Origin of the sequence: Moritella dasanensis ArB 0140 (assembly GCF_000276805.1) — a bacterium.
In the GTDB taxonomy this organism is placed as follows: Bacteria; Pseudomonadota; Gammaproteobacteria; order Enterobacterales; family Moritellaceae; genus Moritella; species Moritella dasanensis.
The window spans coordinates 90,547-106,647 of record NZ_AKXQ01000001.1 but is presented as its reverse complement, the minus strand read 5'-3'; the positions used below and the strand labels follow the sequence as shown (position 1 = coordinate 106,647).

Annotated in this window: 16 protein-coding genes and 1 riboswitch; of the genes, 8 read left to right on the top strand and 8 right to left on the bottom strand. The window is 39.7% G+C overall.

The window, feature by feature from the left end; all coding sequences use genetic code 11:
• Positions 1 to 143 precede the first annotated feature (143 nt).
• The 5 genes from A923_RS0100485 (at position 144) to A923_RS0100465 (ending at position 7,698) form a co-directional block, all read left to right on the top strand.
• Positions 144 to 1,619, top strand: a complete 1,476-nt coding sequence (locus tag A923_RS0100485; RefSeq protein WP_017219668.1) for an FAD-dependent oxidoreductase — start codon at positions 144 to 146, stop codon at positions 1,617 to 1,619.
• Positions 1,609 to 2,247: a hypothetical protein gene (locus A923_RS0100480; protein ID WP_017219667.1), complete on the top strand. Its 639-nt coding sequence runs from the start codon at positions 1,609 to 1,611 to the stop codon at positions 2,245 to 2,247. The genes A923_RS0100485 and A923_RS0100480 overlap by 11 nt, the downstream gene beginning before the upstream one ends.
• A complete protein-coding gene (locus tag A923_RS0100475) occupies positions 2,231 to 3,652 on the top strand; it encodes a hypothetical protein (protein WP_017219666.1) in 1,422 nt (473 codons plus the stop codon). Before A923_RS0100480 ends, A923_RS0100475 begins: the two co-directional genes overlap by 17 nt.
• Before the next feature lie 91 nt (positions 3,653 to 3,743).
• On the top strand, positions 3,744 to 6,734 hold the full coding sequence (locus A923_RS0100470) for a multiheme c-type cytochrome (RefSeq protein ID WP_033197495.1): 2,991 nt from the start codon (positions 3,744 to 3,746) through the stop codon (positions 6,732 to 6,734).
• A 328-nt stretch (positions 6,735 to 7,062) separates the two neighbouring features.
• A complete protein-coding gene (locus A923_RS0100465) occupies positions 7,063 to 7,698 on the top strand; it encodes an EAL and HDOD domain-containing protein (protein ID WP_017219664.1) in 636 nt (211 codons plus the stop codon).
• A 54-nt stretch (positions 7,699 to 7,752) separates the two neighbouring features.
• On the opposite strand, the gene A923_RS0100460 is transcribed toward A923_RS0100465, so the two are convergent.
• The gene (locus A923_RS0100460) at positions 7,753 to 8,334 is read right to left on the bottom strand and encodes a thymidine kinase (protein ID WP_017219663.1); all 582 of its coding nucleotides are present in this window, start codon (positions 8,332 to 8,334) and stop codon (positions 7,753 to 7,755) included.
• 102 nt (positions 8,335 to 8,436) lie between these two features.
• Entirely contained in the window at positions 8,437 to 10,032 is a 1,596-nt protein-coding gene (locus A923_RS0100455; RefSeq protein WP_017219662.1) for a Na+/H+ antiporter NhaC family protein, read from the bottom strand.
• 110 nt (positions 10,033 to 10,142) lie between these two features.
• A riboswitch (Lysine riboswitch) is annotated at positions 10,143 to 10,329 on the bottom strand.
• Positions 10,330 to 10,744: 415 nt separating this feature from the next.
• Here A923_RS0100455 and A923_RS0100450 point away from each other — a divergent pair.
• Both A923_RS0100450 and A923_RS0100445 read left to right on the top strand, forming a co-directional pair.
• The gene (locus A923_RS0100450) at positions 10,745 to 11,152 is read left to right on the top strand and encodes an H-NS family histone-like protein (RefSeq protein ID WP_017219661.1); all 408 of its coding nucleotides are present in this window, start codon (positions 10,745 to 10,747) and stop codon (positions 11,150 to 11,152) included.
• A gap of 10 nt (positions 11,153 to 11,162) precedes the next feature.
• Positions 11,163 to 11,594 (top strand): HIT domain-containing protein, encoded by a 432-nt coding sequence (locus A923_RS0100445; RefSeq protein ID WP_017219660.1) that lies wholly within the window; start codon positions 11,163 to 11,165, stop codon positions 11,592 to 11,594.
• Between the two features lie 157 nt (positions 11,595 to 11,751).
• Here A923_RS0100445 and A923_RS0100440 read toward each other — a convergent pair whose 3' ends face one another.
• Both A923_RS0100440 and A923_RS0100435 read right to left on the bottom strand, forming a co-directional pair.
• Positions 11,752 to 11,994 carry a DUF3820 family protein gene (locus A923_RS0100440; RefSeq protein ID WP_017219659.1) on the bottom strand — a complete coding sequence of 81 codons (243 nt, stop codon included), beginning with the start codon at positions 11,992 to 11,994 and terminating at the stop codon, positions 11,752 to 11,754.
• A gap of 50 nt (positions 11,995 to 12,044) precedes the next feature.
• On the bottom strand, positions 12,045 to 12,686 hold the full coding sequence (locus A923_RS0100435) for a tRNA-uridine aminocarboxypropyltransferase (RefSeq protein WP_017219658.1): 642 nt from the start codon (positions 12,684 to 12,686) through the stop codon (positions 12,045 to 12,047).
• Positions 12,687 to 12,717: 31 nt separating this feature from the next.
• Between A923_RS0100435 and rrtA the strand changes: the two genes are divergently transcribed.
• A complete protein-coding gene (rrtA, locus tag A923_RS0100430; RefSeq protein WP_017219657.1) occupies positions 12,718 to 13,296 on the top strand; it encodes a rhombosortase in 579 nt (192 codons plus the stop codon).
• A gap of 38 nt (positions 13,297 to 13,334) precedes the next feature.
• Here the strand turns inward: rrtA and pyrF are convergent, their stop codons facing one another.
• The 4 genes from pyrF to ihfB all read right to left on the bottom strand — a co-directional run bounded on the left by pyrF (position 13,335) and on the right by ihfB (position 16,079).
• Positions 13,335 to 14,036, bottom strand: coding sequence for an orotidine-5'-phosphate decarboxylase (pyrF, locus tag A923_RS0100425; RefSeq protein WP_017219656.1), 702 nt, complete (start codon positions 14,034 to 14,036; stop codon positions 13,335 to 13,337).
• A 94-nt stretch (positions 14,037 to 14,130) separates the two neighbouring features.
• Positions 14,131 to 15,300, bottom strand: coding sequence for a lipopolysaccharide assembly protein LapB (gene lapB, locus A923_RS0100420; RefSeq protein ID WP_017219655.1), 1,170 nt, complete (start codon positions 15,298 to 15,300; stop codon positions 14,131 to 14,133).
• An 8-nt stretch (positions 15,301 to 15,308) separates the two neighbouring features.
• Positions 15,309 to 15,596, bottom strand: coding sequence for a LapA family protein (locus A923_RS0100415; RefSeq protein ID WP_017219654.1), 288 nt, complete (start codon positions 15,594 to 15,596; stop codon positions 15,309 to 15,311).
• 198 nt (positions 15,597 to 15,794) lie between these two features.
• Entirely contained in the window at positions 15,795 to 16,079 is a 285-nt protein-coding gene (gene ihfB / locus A923_RS0100410; RefSeq protein WP_017219653.1) for an integration host factor subunit beta, read from the bottom strand.
• Between the last annotated feature and the right edge of the window lie 22 nt (positions 16,080 to 16,101).

Sequence of the window (16,101 nt, the reverse complement as noted above, 5' to 3'; positions counted from 1 at the left end):
AGCGCAAGCCCCCATGGATGGGTTTACGGCGCGTTGGCGTGCTTATGTTATCTGCTCGAAGGCTGCCAGTAGTTACAAAAAATTACTCGCCGCTTAATAAAACTGACTATTTGAAAAAACACTAATTTTAAACTGAGTTAATAATGTCGAAACAAATTGTAATTTTAGGCGCAGGTCCAGCTGGATTAATGGCCGCATGGGAATTTAATCAAGCTGGCTATGAAGTCACCATCCTAGAACGTGAAGAGTTTGCTGGCGGCATGTGCGCAACCCAAACATTCCAAGGTGAAAAAGGCGAATACCGTTTTGATTACGGTGGCCATCGCTTTATTACTAAAAATCCGAAATTATTACAGTTTATCGATGACTTAATGACTGACGATCTGCTTTATGCTGAGCGTACCAGCGTGATCCGTTTTAAAGGCCGTACTTACAACTACCCACTCGCGATTGGTAACCTACTGCGTAATGCGCCAATCAGTTTATTAGCAGGTGCTGCGGTAGATTTAGTATTTAAACTACCATTCCAGAAACGCCCTAGCGAACAAAGCACCAGTAACTTTGCCGAGTGGATTGAAACGCGTTTTGGTACAACCTTATATAAAAACTTCTTCGAAGGTTACACAGGTAAGCTTTGGGGCATCGACCCACGTCAACTCTCTGCAGACTGGGCATCTCAACGCATTAGCTTGTTAGATTTAAAAGATGTAGCACGACGCTTAATACCCACTCGCGGCGCAACACCTCGTACTTACGCTAAAAAATACCGTTACCCTAAACTCGGCTTTGGCCAGATGTATACCAAGCTTGCTGAAAAGTTACAGTTGCAAGGCGTAACGATAGTACAAGGCGCAAACATCACAGCGCTAAATCAATGCCATGATCCACGTAAACATAATGAGCTTAATAAGTGCAATCGCATTGATGCCGTGACTTATGAACTTAACGGTGAAACGCATACGATTAATTGTGATCACGTGGTGGGCACAATTCCTTTACCTGTAGTTTGTACATTAACAGGGTTCGATTCAGGCTTAACTTATCGTTCACTGCGTTTTTTCAACATGCCAATGGCGACAGAAAACGTGTCAGAAAATACCTGGCAGTACCTGTCTGACCCAGAGTTAATCGGTACTCGTTTACAAGAACCTCGTCGTCGTTCCCCCTTCATGGCTCCCGAAGGTCAAACATCTGTGATGATTGAGATCCCATGTAACAAAGGTGATGATGTTTGGAATATGGACAACAACAAGTTATTAAAACGGGTAAAAGAAGACCTTGATCATTTAGACGTACCAGATGTAAGTACGGGTGAATACTTTACTACTTATACTGAATACGCTTATCCAATGATGGACGTGCGCTATAACGCCAAACGTGAAGCCGCGATTAAACACCTTAACCAATTTGATAATTTGGTCATGACTGGTCGCCAAGGTACTTTCCGTTATATCTTTACTGATACCGCAATGGAAATGGGCTTAATGGCTGCAGAAGGTATTATTAAAGGTGAAGATAATCGCCGTCAGATCTTTGATCACCGTAACGAAAAAACAGTCATTGAAGTGCAAAGCATTATGGATGATAAAAAAACACCAGAGGGTAAAAATGTCACTTAACACGGCTAATCCAATGTTTGTGAAAACAAGCGTAATAAACACCAGCATGATGAAATCATTTATCTTAAGCTTCTTTGTCTTACTATTTAGTACACAAAGTTTTGCTTATTCTTATGCTGCAGCAGGTAAAGAACCGTTAATTGAAGGACGAGAGGTGCTATTAAAAGCATTATCAACGGATGATTATACCGCTGTACAAGCTGCCTATAATACCATGCAAGCTGAGTTTGTTTATTTCAATGAACACCATGGTTTAAATCTTGATGAACAGATGGAAACAGCCATCTCAAATAAAGACCAGCAAGGTGTAACGGAGGCACTCGTCACCACGATGAAAGCAGAAGTAATGCGCCGCCTTGAAGGTGCAGAGCAAAACATTAACGATTACCAAGTCGCTAAAGTACTCGTGGTCAAAAGTAAGTTATTTATTGATTTACTGGCCGCTGATTTGACGGCTGATAATCGCCAGAAAGCAGATTTAGCGATCCGTGGGGCGCTTGCCTCTATCGGTAACCCTGGTGTATTTGGTGTTGGCCAAAAACCTGCGGATGTAACGCGCTTCATTGCCTTCCGTACTGACTTACAAGCGGCACTGCAATTCACATTACCCGATGCACCAACGAAGTAATAAGCCTTGCTACGCTGATTTAATTATCGGTATTAGCGTAATAGCCTGCATTGCTGGCTATTTTGGCTTACTCAATTATTATAGTTTCGATATTAGCAGTGATGATGCACTGTACTTTCAGCGTGCATTAACTTACTTTTCGGTATTAGAATTCAGCCCACACTTCCCCGGTTATCCCGGTTTTGTTTGGTTAGAACGCTGTATCGCTGCAATCACTTCCCATCCCAATAGTAATGTATTATTAAGTTTTCTTTCAGCTATCGCGTTAACGTTCAGCGTCTTTGTCTATTGCTATCAACATATGCAATCAAAGGGGTTTACTATCCTTGCCGTTATGCTTTTTTTACTGCAAGGCAATATTGCTGAATTGGCCTTTAATGGATTGTCTGATGCGACAGCACTGTGGTTCTTCAGCTTATATTTATTGCAGGCTCACCTGTATACGCGGCCCACTACGAACATTGAAAAAAAAGATAAATACTCAGCACTAATCGGTGGACTGTTATTAGCGGCATGCCTCGCTACCCGCCCCTCTTATTTACCGTTAGTTGCGAGTGCTCTGGTTTTAGAGTTTATCTATCACGCTCAAGAACAACAGCGTGTTCAGCGACTCGGTTGGCAATTATTCAGTATCACTGCAATTGGATTATGTTGCGCTGGTTATGTCTTTATGCAAGACGGCTGGGCATATATTGAAGAAGGCCAACGCTTTACCCAAGGCCACTTTACAATTTGGGGCAATACCACCAGTACAGCTGATTCTCTATTGCAACAATGGCTAACAACCCTAACCAATACCTATTCAAGTTTAGGACTTACCTTATTAACCATGAGCCTTACCATCGGCCTTTATATACCCAAGACTCGTGGTCTTAGCATTCTCACTTGTTGCTGGTTTGCATGGATAATACGTGGACAAAATCCAGAGAACATTCGCCATTTAGCTGTTTTCAGTTTGTTGTTACCCATCATCACCGCTCAGTTAATGGCGCATTTTTATCACCAAAAAAGCATTCGTCCTATTCTATACATGCTTAGTATTATATTATTGGTAACACTGGGTTATCACAGCCTAAAGCAATTTTCAAAACCAAAAAACGCACCGGTATTACAAGCAACTCAGTTTTTTGACATTATGGATACGCAACAGGTTATTATCAGTAATTATAATATCGATAATTTACGCCATACTTTACCGCAACATGTCATTTTAGATCGCCATTATCAAAACAGCAGTAATTACCAAGCCCAACAGCAAGACTACTGGCGTCTAAGCAGTAATAAACTAGACTCGGATCCACTGGATAATGAACATTTAGTGGCACAATTTAAAGGCCGTTTTCTTGGTGAGCGCAGTTTATACCTCTATTACTTTGATCCTAATCATTTAAGCCCGCAAACATAACTGCAATTATTGCACTATCGCACCAAAACTATATAATGATAACCATTCTTAATCGCAATACCATTCACCCCTGTCAAAATGTTGTAAATCTATGAATATAAATATGTTGCCTAAATTAATGTTTACTTTACTGCTCCTAGTAAGCCAGTCACTTTATGCCAGTAATGCCAATGCGGCTGATAGCAATATTGCTCATGCTAAAGGTACTTATGCAAATACCAAAAGTAACAGCTTATTACTATCAACTGATAAAACTCAGTTTATTAGTGCAAATATGGATGCAGGCAGTGTCAGTATTCTTGATGCTGAAAGTGGTGAGTTATTAGCAGAACAAGCATTTGGTAAAGATTTACGCCGTCTTGCACTCGATCCGATTAACAACCAATTATTAGTCAGTGATTATCTTGCCAATCAGCTCTACCTTATTGATGCAAAGAGCTTAGCTTTAATCAAAACCATTAAAACCGGTGACCGCCCTTTCGGTATTGTCTACGACGAATATAATAAACAGTATTACGTCTCTTTATTCGAAGCCAAACAACTATTAACTGTATCGACAGAGGGTGAGATCACAGCAACAACGCCAACAGCAGAGACGCCCCGTGGACTCGCTCTGGCAGCCGATGGGCGTTTGTTTATCACCCACAGCATGACAGGTCAGGTATCCATTTATGATACCCGTGCTGCAACACAGCAATCAAACACGCTACAATTAAAAAAAGTCATTCAACTTGTCGATACGCCAGCACATGCATCGCGCGCGGTACCACAAGGTAAACCACGTGTACTCGATAATATTGCGATATCACCCGATGGTACGCAAGCTTGGTTACCGCATGTACTGTGGTCATTCTCACAAAATTTTCAATTTCAATCGACAGTCTTCCCCACTATTTCATTACTGGACCTGACACCAGGTAAAGAAAAAGAAATGGTTGATAAGCGTAAGCAATTATTTAAGCAAATAAACATTATCGAGAATAACAACACCACCCGTATTGTCTCAAATCCACATGACGTTTCATTTCGTGAAGACGGTAAAAAAGTCTTTATTAGCTTATCAGGCTCTGAGGACTTGCTGGTATTCGATTTATCTCGCCAAGCTAAAATAGGTAAAAAGTCTAAACGCCATCGTCGAACCAAGTTACAAGGCGGCGTGAAAGCCACGCAAATATACCGTCATATTCCAGGCAGTAATCCACGTAGCCTAATTGAAAAAGACGGTACCCTGTATGTGCAAAACGCCATGTCTCACGACTTAGTCAGCTTTGATGTCAGTGGCAAAGGACCTTTTGCTAAAGTGAAACTCGCTAATGCGCAGTTCGCCAAACTGATTAATCAAGATCCAATCGCACCAGAATTACGTTTAGGTAAAACCCTGTTTAACCTTGCCAACAGTGAAAAATTTGAAAACAGCGCCATGGCGGGTGATTTCTGGATGAGTTGTAACTCTTGTCATCTTGATGGTTTTAACTTTACCAATAAATACCTATTAGCTGACGGCACTAAAAACGTCAAAGAGAATGCCATGACAGGTCATGTTGGACTCGCAAGCATGATTGCAGGGGATCCGATCGAAGCTTATATCGATATGATCCAAAAGACCCAAGGTGGTATGGGCACAGATCCTAAAAGACCAGAATTACCAAAAGTCGATCCCAAATCACCCTCAGTAGAGATCGTCCGTTTAATGTCAGCATTAAACATGTACGTCACCACTAAAGAGAATCTACCGTACCTGTCAACTTGGTTACGTTTTGATGACGAGCGCAAGTTCACGCACAAATCAGAATGGTTAAACTCAGCCAGTTGTGAATCATGCCATAGTACCCTCTATAAGCAGTGGTCTAACTCGAACCATGGTATGCACATGGATAGCCCTTATTATCGTTTCCAAGAAAACTTAGCGGCTGAATCAGAAGGCGAACCCTTTAGAAATTTATGCCGTGGTTGTCATGCCCCGCAAACGATATTGAATAACAATACAGCGCCGTTGACTCACCTTAATAGCATGTATGAAAAAGAAGGCCAAAGCTTGCGTGATGCGTTGAAAGAAGGCTTACCTGTCGATGAAACAGGGACTAGCTGTGTATTCTGTCACCGTATAACCAAAGCTGAAGATGCTGGTGGTAATACCGATCTTACCGTTAACTTAAAAGACCGCGCTGAATACCTGTTCGAATTTTCGAGTAACCCGGCATTAAAGCTCATCGCCGAAGCACAAATAAATGCATCGCCACAGCAGCATAAAGACAGCTATTCAAACCCAGACCTGTATAAGAGCTCGTTATATTGTGCGACTTGTCATAATGAGTTCACTCCAGGTCAAGGTGCTAATGTAAATAATAACTATGGAGAATGGCAGGCATCTAAATTTAACGCGCCTGACAACCCAGAACAAAACAAAACCTGTATCGATTGTCACATGCGCTCAGACATGACTGATTTCGATAACGATGTACCGGGACAAGCAACGGATAATGGGCCTATTAAGCCGAACCTCATTGCCCATAACTTTATTGGCGGTAACTATTATTTCTCTGATATGCGTTCAAAAGAACACGGTAAACTTAGCCGTGATATCTTACGTAACGCCCTACTACTTGACGTTGAAAGTAGCGAAGATGGCCGTCATATCAACGTGAAAATAACCAACCATAATACCGGCCATAAAATGCCTGGTGGCGCACGTCGTCAAGTATGGGTTGATCTGGTTGTTACCGACAGTCAAGGTGTCGAGCGTTTAGTCAGTGGCCAATTAAATGATGGTTATTTACCGAAAGATAGCCGTGTATTTGCCAAGAAAAGTGGCTATATGCATGGTGAACCGGTTGGACTTAAATTCTGGCGTGTAGAAAAAATTCTATCGGATACTCGCATATCACCCGATGAAACGCGTATTGAAACATTTGAGCTACCTAAGGGGCTAAGTTATCCAATCACAGTAGTCGCTAAAATTAACTACCGCTCATTCTCGAAGCCGTTAACGAGTAAGGTACAAGCAGCGTTCCCTGAGCAGGTTATTCCTTTTGCTGATGTGATCGAGCTAAACAAAGTCACTAAAGTGTTCCAACAACACTAGTTGATTGGCTAGCTGAATACTGGAATAGATAATGTGTCTATTGTGATATTCAGCTAGTCTATCGATAAAATGATCCATACAAACTATCAATAAAAGCCGTCAATAAAACCAGATCAAAAAACTCGAGATGTTTGGTCATAAACAATAATCCTATTCTTGGCTGGTGCTATTCTTATCTGGCGCTATTTCAAACAGATATTATTGCAGATAAAGTACTACGACAGTACTCACCAAAAGTAATGGCAAGTTACTTATATTCATTAAATAATTCGCCTTTTCGCTAATCCGGCATAAGCTTATAGATAACTTTGTTAATAAAGCACCCTTTATGCATGCATATATAGCTAAACAACCGATTTTAAACAGTGCACGCCAAATTGTGGCTTATGAGCTGTTATATCGTGATAGTTTAGATAATACCTTCCCAATGATTAATGCTGAGCTCGCCACCGCGCGCTTAGTTGAAGAGCACTTGTTGAATTCTAATATCAACAAGCTCGTGGACAACAAACCCTACTTCATTAATTTCACCGAGAAGAGCATACTGACTGGCTTACCACTAAAACTGCTCAACAAACCCATCGTCATTGAAGTATTGGAAGATGTCCCACCAACGCAAGCGATATTTAATGCGTTAACAAAGTTGAAAAGTATGGGGTTTACCATCGCATTGGATGATTTTATTTATTCTGAAGACTGGCTGCCATTTTTTAGCATTGTCGATATTATCAAATTTGATATTACCCTCACCTCTTTTAAAGAGATAAAAGCACTAAAGCCATTATTAGACAAACATGAGGTAAGTATATTAGTCGAGAAAATTGAAACGGAGGGGCAATTTACCCAAGCTAAAAACCTGCAAAGTGAATATTTTCAAGGTTACTTATTCTCTGAACCAGAGATAGTATTGAATGAAATTAATACGCCGGAGACACAAACAACGCAGATGACAAGCGCACCATAATACGCCCATCACCAGCACATTTAATCGAATCAGAAAAATAACGCAACGATGAGACTAAGCGCTCGCGTTACCATTCATAAAATGCTTACGACACAAGGATACATAGCGTTCATTACCGCCGATTTCAACTTGTTCGCCTTCTCGCAATACCACGCCACTGTCACTCACTCGAGCATTCATGTGCGCTTTATTGCCACACCAGCAAACCGTTTTCAGCTCTTCCACTTTATCTGCTAGACACATTAAGTGATACGAACCTTCAAACATCTCTAATTTAAAGTCCGTTTTTAATCCATAGACAATGACCGGGATATTTAATTGGTCCACGACATTCGCGAGTTGATAAACCTGCTCGCGAGAGAGGAATTGCCCTTCATCAATGATAAACACATCGATTTTTTTCTCTTCTGAACGTCTCGAAACAGTGGTAAATAAGTTGGTATCTTTTTCAAATACTTCGACTGCTAGTTTTAAACCAACACGTGCACCAATAACCCCCTTGCCATAACGACTATCACACTCAGGTGTCATCGCTAGTGGATACATACCACGTTCAATATAATTAAAGTGAGCTTGGATTAATTGTGTTGATTTACCTGAATTCATAGCTGCAAACTTGAAATGCAAAGATGCCATTTTATACCCTCAAAAAAAACGCCTGTATCAACAGGCGTGTATTATTACTTAACCATCAAATTCAAGGCTGCTTGTTACAAACAGCCTGTTTTTAATGTCTTATTATACTTTACGACTTAATCGAGCCATAATAGCAACCACAACAGTAAATGCAATTGCAGAAGCGATAAACCCAGATAGTACAGAGCTTGTAATACCAAGTACCAAGTAACCAATAGCACTTACTAACGCAATTGATAACGCATAAGGTAACTGAGTCATCACGTGGTCCATATGGTGGCAGTTAGCCCCTGTAGACGATAAGATCGTGGTATCAGAGATAGGTGAACAATGATCACCAAATACCGAACCCGCTAACACGGATGCTAACATAGGTAACATTAACGCTATTTCCGTACCTGCAGCCATATCACCTGCGATTGGTAACATGATACCAAATGTACCCCAGCTCGTACCTGTTGCAAACGCCATAAAGCCAGCGAGTACAAACACGATAACCGGTAATAAGCTCGTCGGGATTGAATCGCCCACTAGCGTAGCAAGGTATTTACCTGTCTCGATAGAACCAATCGTTGAACCAATTGCCCATGCGAAGAATAAGATATAAACCGCAGGTAACATTGATTTAGCACCGTGGAAACTTGCTTGTGCTAATAATGATACCGACACACCAGAAATAAGGCTTAATACCAAGGCGACAGCCAGACCAGATAATGCACCGTATACCAATGAGCTACCTACATCTGTATTTTCAAATGCACCAAGGATATCGAACGCTTTACCATCAGCAGCCAGTGACGAAGCACCAGAGTTAATCATAAAGAAGATAGTGGCAAAAATAAGCACTAGAATAGGTAAGATAAGACCAGAGATGTGACCACCTTCCGCTTCTTTTAAATCAAGTGAAGCGCCTGCTGGTTGGCCTTTTTTATCATCAAATAATTTGCCTGCTTTAGCCGCGGCTTCTTCTTTCGCCATTGAACCAAAATCAAGGTCTAACAAGACAACAGCAAACACCATCGCGATAGCGAACATGGCGTAGAAGTTCATCGGGATCATTTGCATGAATGCAGAAAGTGGACTGATATCCGTAATGGCATGGCTCGCTAAAATACCACCGATAACGGCAATAATATAAGCACCCCAGCTTGAAATCGGCATTAATACACACATAGGTGCAGCTGTCGAATCCAGTAAGTAAGCTAGCTTAGCACGCGATACGTTATAGCGGTCTGTCAATGGACGGCTTACACTACCTACCGCTAGACTATTAAAGTAATCATCTACAAAGATGAAAATACCTAAGAATGCCGTCAATAATGTACTACCACGACGTGTTTTAATTCGTGTTTTAGCCCAGTCAGCAAACGCACTGGTTGCGCCACTTACCATCATAACGCTCGTTAACATACCAAGTATGAACAAGAATACGATGATGGATAGATTCCAAGTGTTGAATGAACCCACTTCCCAGAACGAGCCCTTGCTCGCATCACCTGATTCCCAAACTAAGCTTAGCGCTAAGTCTGTAAGGTGTTTAGCCGCGTTAACAACATTAAAATCTGTTAAAAATAGTGCGCCAAGTAAAATACCACAACCAAGTGATAACAATACTTTACGCGTTAAAATTGCTAATGTAAGTGCAACTAATGGTACAACCAGCGATAATGCTGAGTCTGAGTAATTAATGAGTTCCATGATCCCTTTGACCTAATAAGTTTTATAGGAAGCGACTGAACAAGACAGATGAGATATGGTATAAGGCTATTTACAAATGATGTATGTAAAGATAACACTTACAACTCTTCTATTTCAGTAGCGCCCCATAGTTAATTTAAAATTGACTATGACAGTGATGTATCTATTCGAACACATCCCCAGAATGAATACTTTAAGCTGTTAGCATCCGTTCTTCGGCGCAATTCCCTTTCGTATTATTGTCATTGGAGCTACCTAAACAATACTAGTAATGAGTTGCGCACCTCTACTTAGGAGGAAGCCAGATAATAGCAGATAATTTCACCACATCAAGACATAGTCAGTGTTAATGTTCATAAAATAAACAGCAAGTGACATTAAAATCTAGCTCAATCATCGGATGATTTTTCGACATAAAGTATATCGACTTCAAATAATAGACCATTAAAGAGTTTAAAAAACAATGTTCACACTATAGTTGAATTATATTCATTTACTTATCGAATTAATCCCTAATGAGTTCAATTTAATAAATAAATGTAAATACGTTTCTTATATTTATTTAGCTATAGTATATTCATTACATTAGAGTATATTATTTACATTATGTTTTTCGTATTAAATAGATTCATTATACTAGGTGCTTCTTTGTATTAGTGTATTAATCTTATTTCGCGTTTACTCGTCCCCTGTCTATATTTAGGTATTAATTATGAATGATTTTATTAAAGTATTTTTAAATGCACGTAGTCTACGCGCTGCAACAAAAGAATTAAGCGTTGAGCAACTAGAAGAAGTGTTAATTAAATTCACTACAATAGTAGAAGACAGAAAAGAAGCTGAAGCGGCTGACTTAGAAAAACAACAAGAAAAGCAAGCTAAGATGACCGAAATATTATTACAACTTAAAGAAAATGGCATTAGCCCTGAAGAATTAATGGGCTTAACTGATGCAACAGCTGAAAAAGCAAAAGTTAAAACTAAACGTGGCCCTCGCCCTGCAAAATACGCATATGATTTTAATGGCGAAACTAAAACATGGACAGGCCAAGGTCGCATGCCTTTACCACTTCAAGAAGTAATGAATGCTAAAGGTACAATTGAAGAATTCTTAATCTAGAGGGATCTTTGTGACACAGTTTATATTACATCCACAACTTGCTGCAGATACAATCCTGGTTGGAGAGTTTCCACTGTGCCAAGTGTTATTGGCTAAAGATGGTAACTTCCCGTGGTTAATCTTAGTCCCTAAAATTAATGAGATCAGCGAATTTCATGATTTGACGAACGAGCAACAAATTCAATTTTTATCTGAATCTAACGCTGTCAGTAAATTATTAAAAGACGGATTAAGTGCTGACAAGATCAATATTGCAGCCTTAGGTAATATGGTGCCGCAATTACATATCCATCATGTAGCCCGCTTTAAAGAAGATGTTTGCTGGCCGAAACCGATCTGGGGTCAAATACCAGCAGTAACTCGCACTGAGCAACAGACTCTATTATTAACAACCATGATATTGAATAAGTTAGGCTCTGGCTTTATCGCGAAACAAGCGTAACGCTAAACTTAGCGCTAGATTCAAGTAATAAGTATTAACAATCATCACCCCTAATACTTATGTCTGGATGTTAACAGTGTCAAGTATCGGAACTAATCTGATACTTGACCTACTTACCTTAACCATCCAATCTATTTACCTTCACGCTCTACAAAAATTATTTGCCTTCACGGTCCAAAATGCGCGACTGCCTTTTTAGTAACGGCGTGAGCATTGATTCCAAGCCATTTAGCTTAATTTCATATATCAACGCAAGTTGTTGCCCCAGTTTAGAATCTGGAAAGCCATTACTATGAAACCACACTAAATAAGGTTCTGGTAACTCCAATAATAAACGCCCACGATATTTACCAAAGGGCATCACGGTATTAATTGCTTCAATCATTGCTTGTTGTGACATATTAAATCCAATATTAATTAATGACTTAGTGATTTTTATTCTCGCGCTAGCTATTTATAGTTTTTGTTAAATAATCCTTCAGGCATTTGTGCAATCTGAAAGTTAATCATATATTCAAATGCAGTCAACAACGGTTGATACTTGTGTTTATCTTGATCTAATGTTGAGAGTAATAAGAATCCGGCTTCAACCGTCGATAAACCACCTTCAATAGACGTTTGTCTTATTGTATATTGGCTTTGTTGCTGCGCATTTAATCGCACTGCAGGTATTGATTGTAAATTAACTGATGATTGATACATTTTAAAGGCTTTACGCCAGGTACCATCAAGTAAAATAAAAGTACGGTTAATATGAGTATCTAGCGCACCATTATCCACATCGAGGTTTTCATTACCCGCTAAAGTTTCAGCTGCAATACTGTCTTCACTCGGATAAAGTAAAAAGCACTGTTTTGTCGGATCATTGAGTCGATCATTTAGCTGAGCGTTACCAGTAAAATCCTCACCAATTATAATTTGACATTGTGGCAATGAAAGATTGAGAATACGGGCGGTGCCGATCGCATTTTTAACTTCGCTTGGATGTTGTAATATGATTAACTCAATAGCAGAATCAATCTTGGTGATATGCTGACATATACACGCGGCTAATGCTTTATCACAAACTGTACACTTTTTTCTTTTACTCACGACAAACCTAAATATTATGGATTAATAAGATATGCTAATTCAACATCGGTGGTTAAACTGGTTTTTTATCGGACTATTATGCCTCGTTATATATGTGGTTTCAGCCGACAATATAACCGCGTTTGATTATAACAGGGAATTAATTATCAATGGCGAATATTGGCGTTTGATCAGTGGTAATTTTAATCATACTAATATCTATCACCTACTGCTAAATTTAAGCGCTTTAGCGGTCATGGCAGGCTTACACTATCGCTATTATAGCAGCGCGGCTTACGTTAGTTTAATTTTATGTTTATCTATTGGCGTTGGTATTGGCATATTATGGTTCTCACCAAGTACGCATTTATATGTGGGTTTATCAGGCGTGCTACATGGTATTATTATTGTAGGGGCGATATTAGATATAACGAAGCGCTATTACTCCGGTTATCTATTAATTATTGGAACGATTATCAAAGTGATCCACGAGCAATTATTTGATAGCCCAATAGCAATGAGTCAATTGATCGACGCCAAAGTACTCACTGAAGCACACCTTTATGGCCTTGTGACTGGATTTGTTATTGCCCCCGCCTTTGTATATCTAAATAAAAAAAAGAGCGCCTGAGCGCTCTTATAGATATTAACGTTAATGCTAGACAGTGATTAGCTTGCTAAGCTGTTATTAATTTCAGTTAATACCTGCATTGGTGATTCAGCTTGCGTTATTGGGCGACCAATAACTAAATAATCTGAACCAGCTTCTACCGCTTCTACAGGCGTCATAATACGGCGTTGATCGCCAGCTGCACTGCCCGCAGGACGAATACCTGGGGTAATTAACAGGAATGACTCACCAAGTGTTTCTTTCAGCATTGCTGCTTCCTGTGAAGAACACACCACACCGTCTAAGCCACTTTTCTGCGTTAGCGTCGCTAAACGAACAACTTGCTCCGCAGGGCTAATGTTAACACCCATTTGCGCTAAATCTTCTTGTTCCATACTTGTTAGTACAGTCACGGCTATTAGAATTGGCGCTTTATCACCATATGGCACTAATGCTGCTTTTGCAGCTTCCATCATACGTTGACCACCACAAGCATGTACATTCACCATCCACACGCCCAGCTCAGCGGCTGCAGCAACGGCTTTAGCCACTGTGTTTGGAATGTCATGAAATTTAAGATCTAAGAACACATCAAAATCACGCGCAACTAATTTGCGAACGAACTCAGGTCCAAATAACGTAAACATTTCTTTACCAACTTTTAAACGACATTGGCTAGGATTGATTTTATCAACAAAATTCAATGCACTTGCTTCATCAGCATAATCAAGTGCGACTACTACTTTACTATCTTGCAACATATCTCTTCCTAGGTCCGGTTAATCATTATCGTATTCTTGTTATATTATCTATCGCGATTATCTATCGTTAATAGACATGGATTATGAGGTCACGCTATTCGCCATCTAATCCACGAATTGGTTTAACGCTGCCCCAACGCTTACACGATGGGCAATGCCAGTAAATACTTTTAGTACTAAATCCACATTTACGACAGCGGTAAATCGGCTTTAACTTAAGCTGCTCACCAACTAGATTCCGTAACATGGTTAAACTTTCTTTTGCTTTCCCTTCTTCAGCAGCCCGCTCTTGGTATTGCATCAGGTGATAAAAGCCTTTCATCGTTGGGGTGCGGACAATTTGATTTAAAATCAACTTTTCTGCTGGTTCTAAGCCAACACTACTTACGGTAAAATCAGCTAATTCAATAGCAACACTGATACCCGCTTTATTATTTTGAGCATCGTTGAGAAAGTGAATAAAACCATCTTCATCGTTAATTTCAACGTAGCAATTTTTTAGTTTCTGTAATATTTCGGTAACAAAATCGATGTCCTGAATCATGACATGTTCAAGCCAAACAATGGCTTTTTTATGTTCCCCTTGCTCAATGTGCAGATCAGCAAGCATAATACTTGCTCTCACACAGAGCTTGTCATGCTGCAGGGCTTTTTTAAGGCTTGCTAAACGTTTCTTGGGTTCATTAAGCAACGCTGGTGATTTCGCTAACTCACAATAAAAATGAGCCACTTTGCGTTCAATCTTAACATCACCTAATTTCTTCAATTTATTACCTATCGCAATCGCTTGTTCCCATTCTTTAGTTTGTTCATAAATAATAATGAGTTGCGATAATGCGACTTGACGATGATCAGGTTCATCAATCAATTTCAAAAATAATTCTTCGGCTCGATCGACTAATCCAGCAGCAAGGTAATCCCGCGCGAGTTGTAATAAAGCTAGATTACGCTGTTCATGCGTCAATGACGGGCGGGCAATCAGGTTTTGGTGGATTTTAATTGCGCGTTGCACTTCGCCACGTTGACGAAATAAATTGCCAAGTGCTAAATGCGTATCGATTGTTTCGCTATCAACATCGAGTAAATCGATAAATAAATCAACCGCTTTATCAGGTTGGTCTGATAATAAAAAGTTAAGACCGGTTACATACTCTCTAGAGATCGTATGTTGCTTATCTTGTTGTAAATAGCGGCCATTTCTTCTACCCATATACCAGCCATAAGCAGCTGCGACAGGAAGTAAAAGAAATAAAAGTTCAAACATAGAGTAACTTAACCTTTAATGTCGGTTGTACGTAATCGCTCAAGTTCTGTCACTTGACGTTTAGATTTACGTTTTATTTTTGACAGTGACATTTTTAATTTCATCACGATTAAAGTCATGCAAACACCTGCAACAACTAAACCAGAAACAAATGCACCAACAAGCAAAGAAGATAATTTAAATGAATCTAATGCGATTAGATAATTAAAATCGACTAACTGATCGTTACTCGCAGCAAATGCAGCTGCTAGCGCCAGTGTACAAGCGATAATAATAAAAAAGATAAATGATTTCATCGACGTCCTCTGTGATATGAATTAGTAATACAAGGGATTATCGCCAAAAAATGGGTCAAGTGCTAGTAATATATGGTGCAATCCAAAACTACTGCTTTCTTCTAGTATACAAACAACACAACAACTCAGTGTCGTTCGCTAAAAAAATGTAAAAAAAAACGACATACCTAGGTATGTCGTTTTTGCAAGTATCAACTACTATAACGAAGCGTTAACACGATCTCGAAGTTCCTTACCAGGTTTGAAATGAGGAACATATTTTCCCTCTAATTCAACCTTTTCACCTGACTTAGGATTGCGCCCAACTCGAGGTTCACGGTAATGTAGAGAAAAGCTTCCAAAACCTCGAATTTCAATTCGATCGCCAGTAGCCAAAGTATCTACCATCTGATCCAGTATAGCCTTCACAGATAATTCAACATCTTTAGTCGCCAGCTGCGAATTTGCAGTGCAAAGACGTTCGATCAGTTCAGATTTTGTCATATAATCTCCATTAAGAATATTG

Coding starts and splice junctions, on each gene's coding strand:
- A923_RS0100485 (WP_017219668.1), top strand. CDS start 144: ATGTCGAAACAAATTGTAATTTTAGGCGCAGGTCCAGCTGGATTAATG.
- A923_RS0100480 (WP_017219667.1), top strand. CDS start 1,609: ATGTCACTTAACACGGCTAATCCAATGTTTGTGAAAACAAGCGTAATA.
- A923_RS0100475 (WP_017219666.1), top strand. CDS start 2,231: ATGCACCAACGAAGTAATAAGCCTTGCTACGCTGATTTAATTATCGGT.
- A923_RS0100470 (WP_033197495.1), top strand. CDS start 3,744: ATGAATATAAATATGTTGCCTAAATTAATGTTTACTTTACTGCTCCTA.
- A923_RS0100465 (WP_017219664.1), top strand. CDS start 7,063: ATGCATGCATATATAGCTAAACAACCGATTTTAAACAGTGCACGCCAA.
- A923_RS0100460 (WP_017219663.1), bottom strand. CDS start 8,334: ATGGCATCTTTGCATTTCAAGTTTGCAGCTATGAATTCAGGTAAATCA.
- A923_RS0100455 (WP_017219662.1), bottom strand. CDS start 10,032: ATGGAACTCATTAATTACTCAGACTCAGCATTATCGCTGGTTGTACCA.
- A923_RS0100450 (WP_017219661.1), top strand. CDS start 10,745: ATGAATGATTTTATTAAAGTATTTTTAAATGCACGTAGTCTACGCGCT.
- A923_RS0100440 (WP_017219659.1), bottom strand. CDS start 11,994: ATGTCACAACAAGCAATGATTGAAGCAATTAATACCGTGATGCCCTTT.
- rrtA (WP_017219657.1), top strand. CDS start 12,718: ATGCTAATTCAACATCGGTGGTTAAACTGGTTTTTTATCGGACTATTA.
- pyrF (WP_017219656.1), bottom strand. CDS start 14,036: ATGTTGCAAGATAGTAAAGTAGTAGTCGCACTTGATTATGCTGATGAA.
- lapB (WP_017219655.1), bottom strand. CDS start 15,300: ATGTTTGAACTTTTATTTCTTTTACTTCCTGTCGCAGCTGCTTATGGC.
- A923_RS0100415 (WP_017219654.1), bottom strand. CDS start 15,596: ATGAAATCATTTATCTTTTTTATTATTATCGCTTGTACACTGGCGCTA.
- ihfB (WP_017219653.1), bottom strand. CDS start 16,079: ATGACAAAATCTGAACTGATCGAACGTCTTTGCACTGCAAATTCGCAG.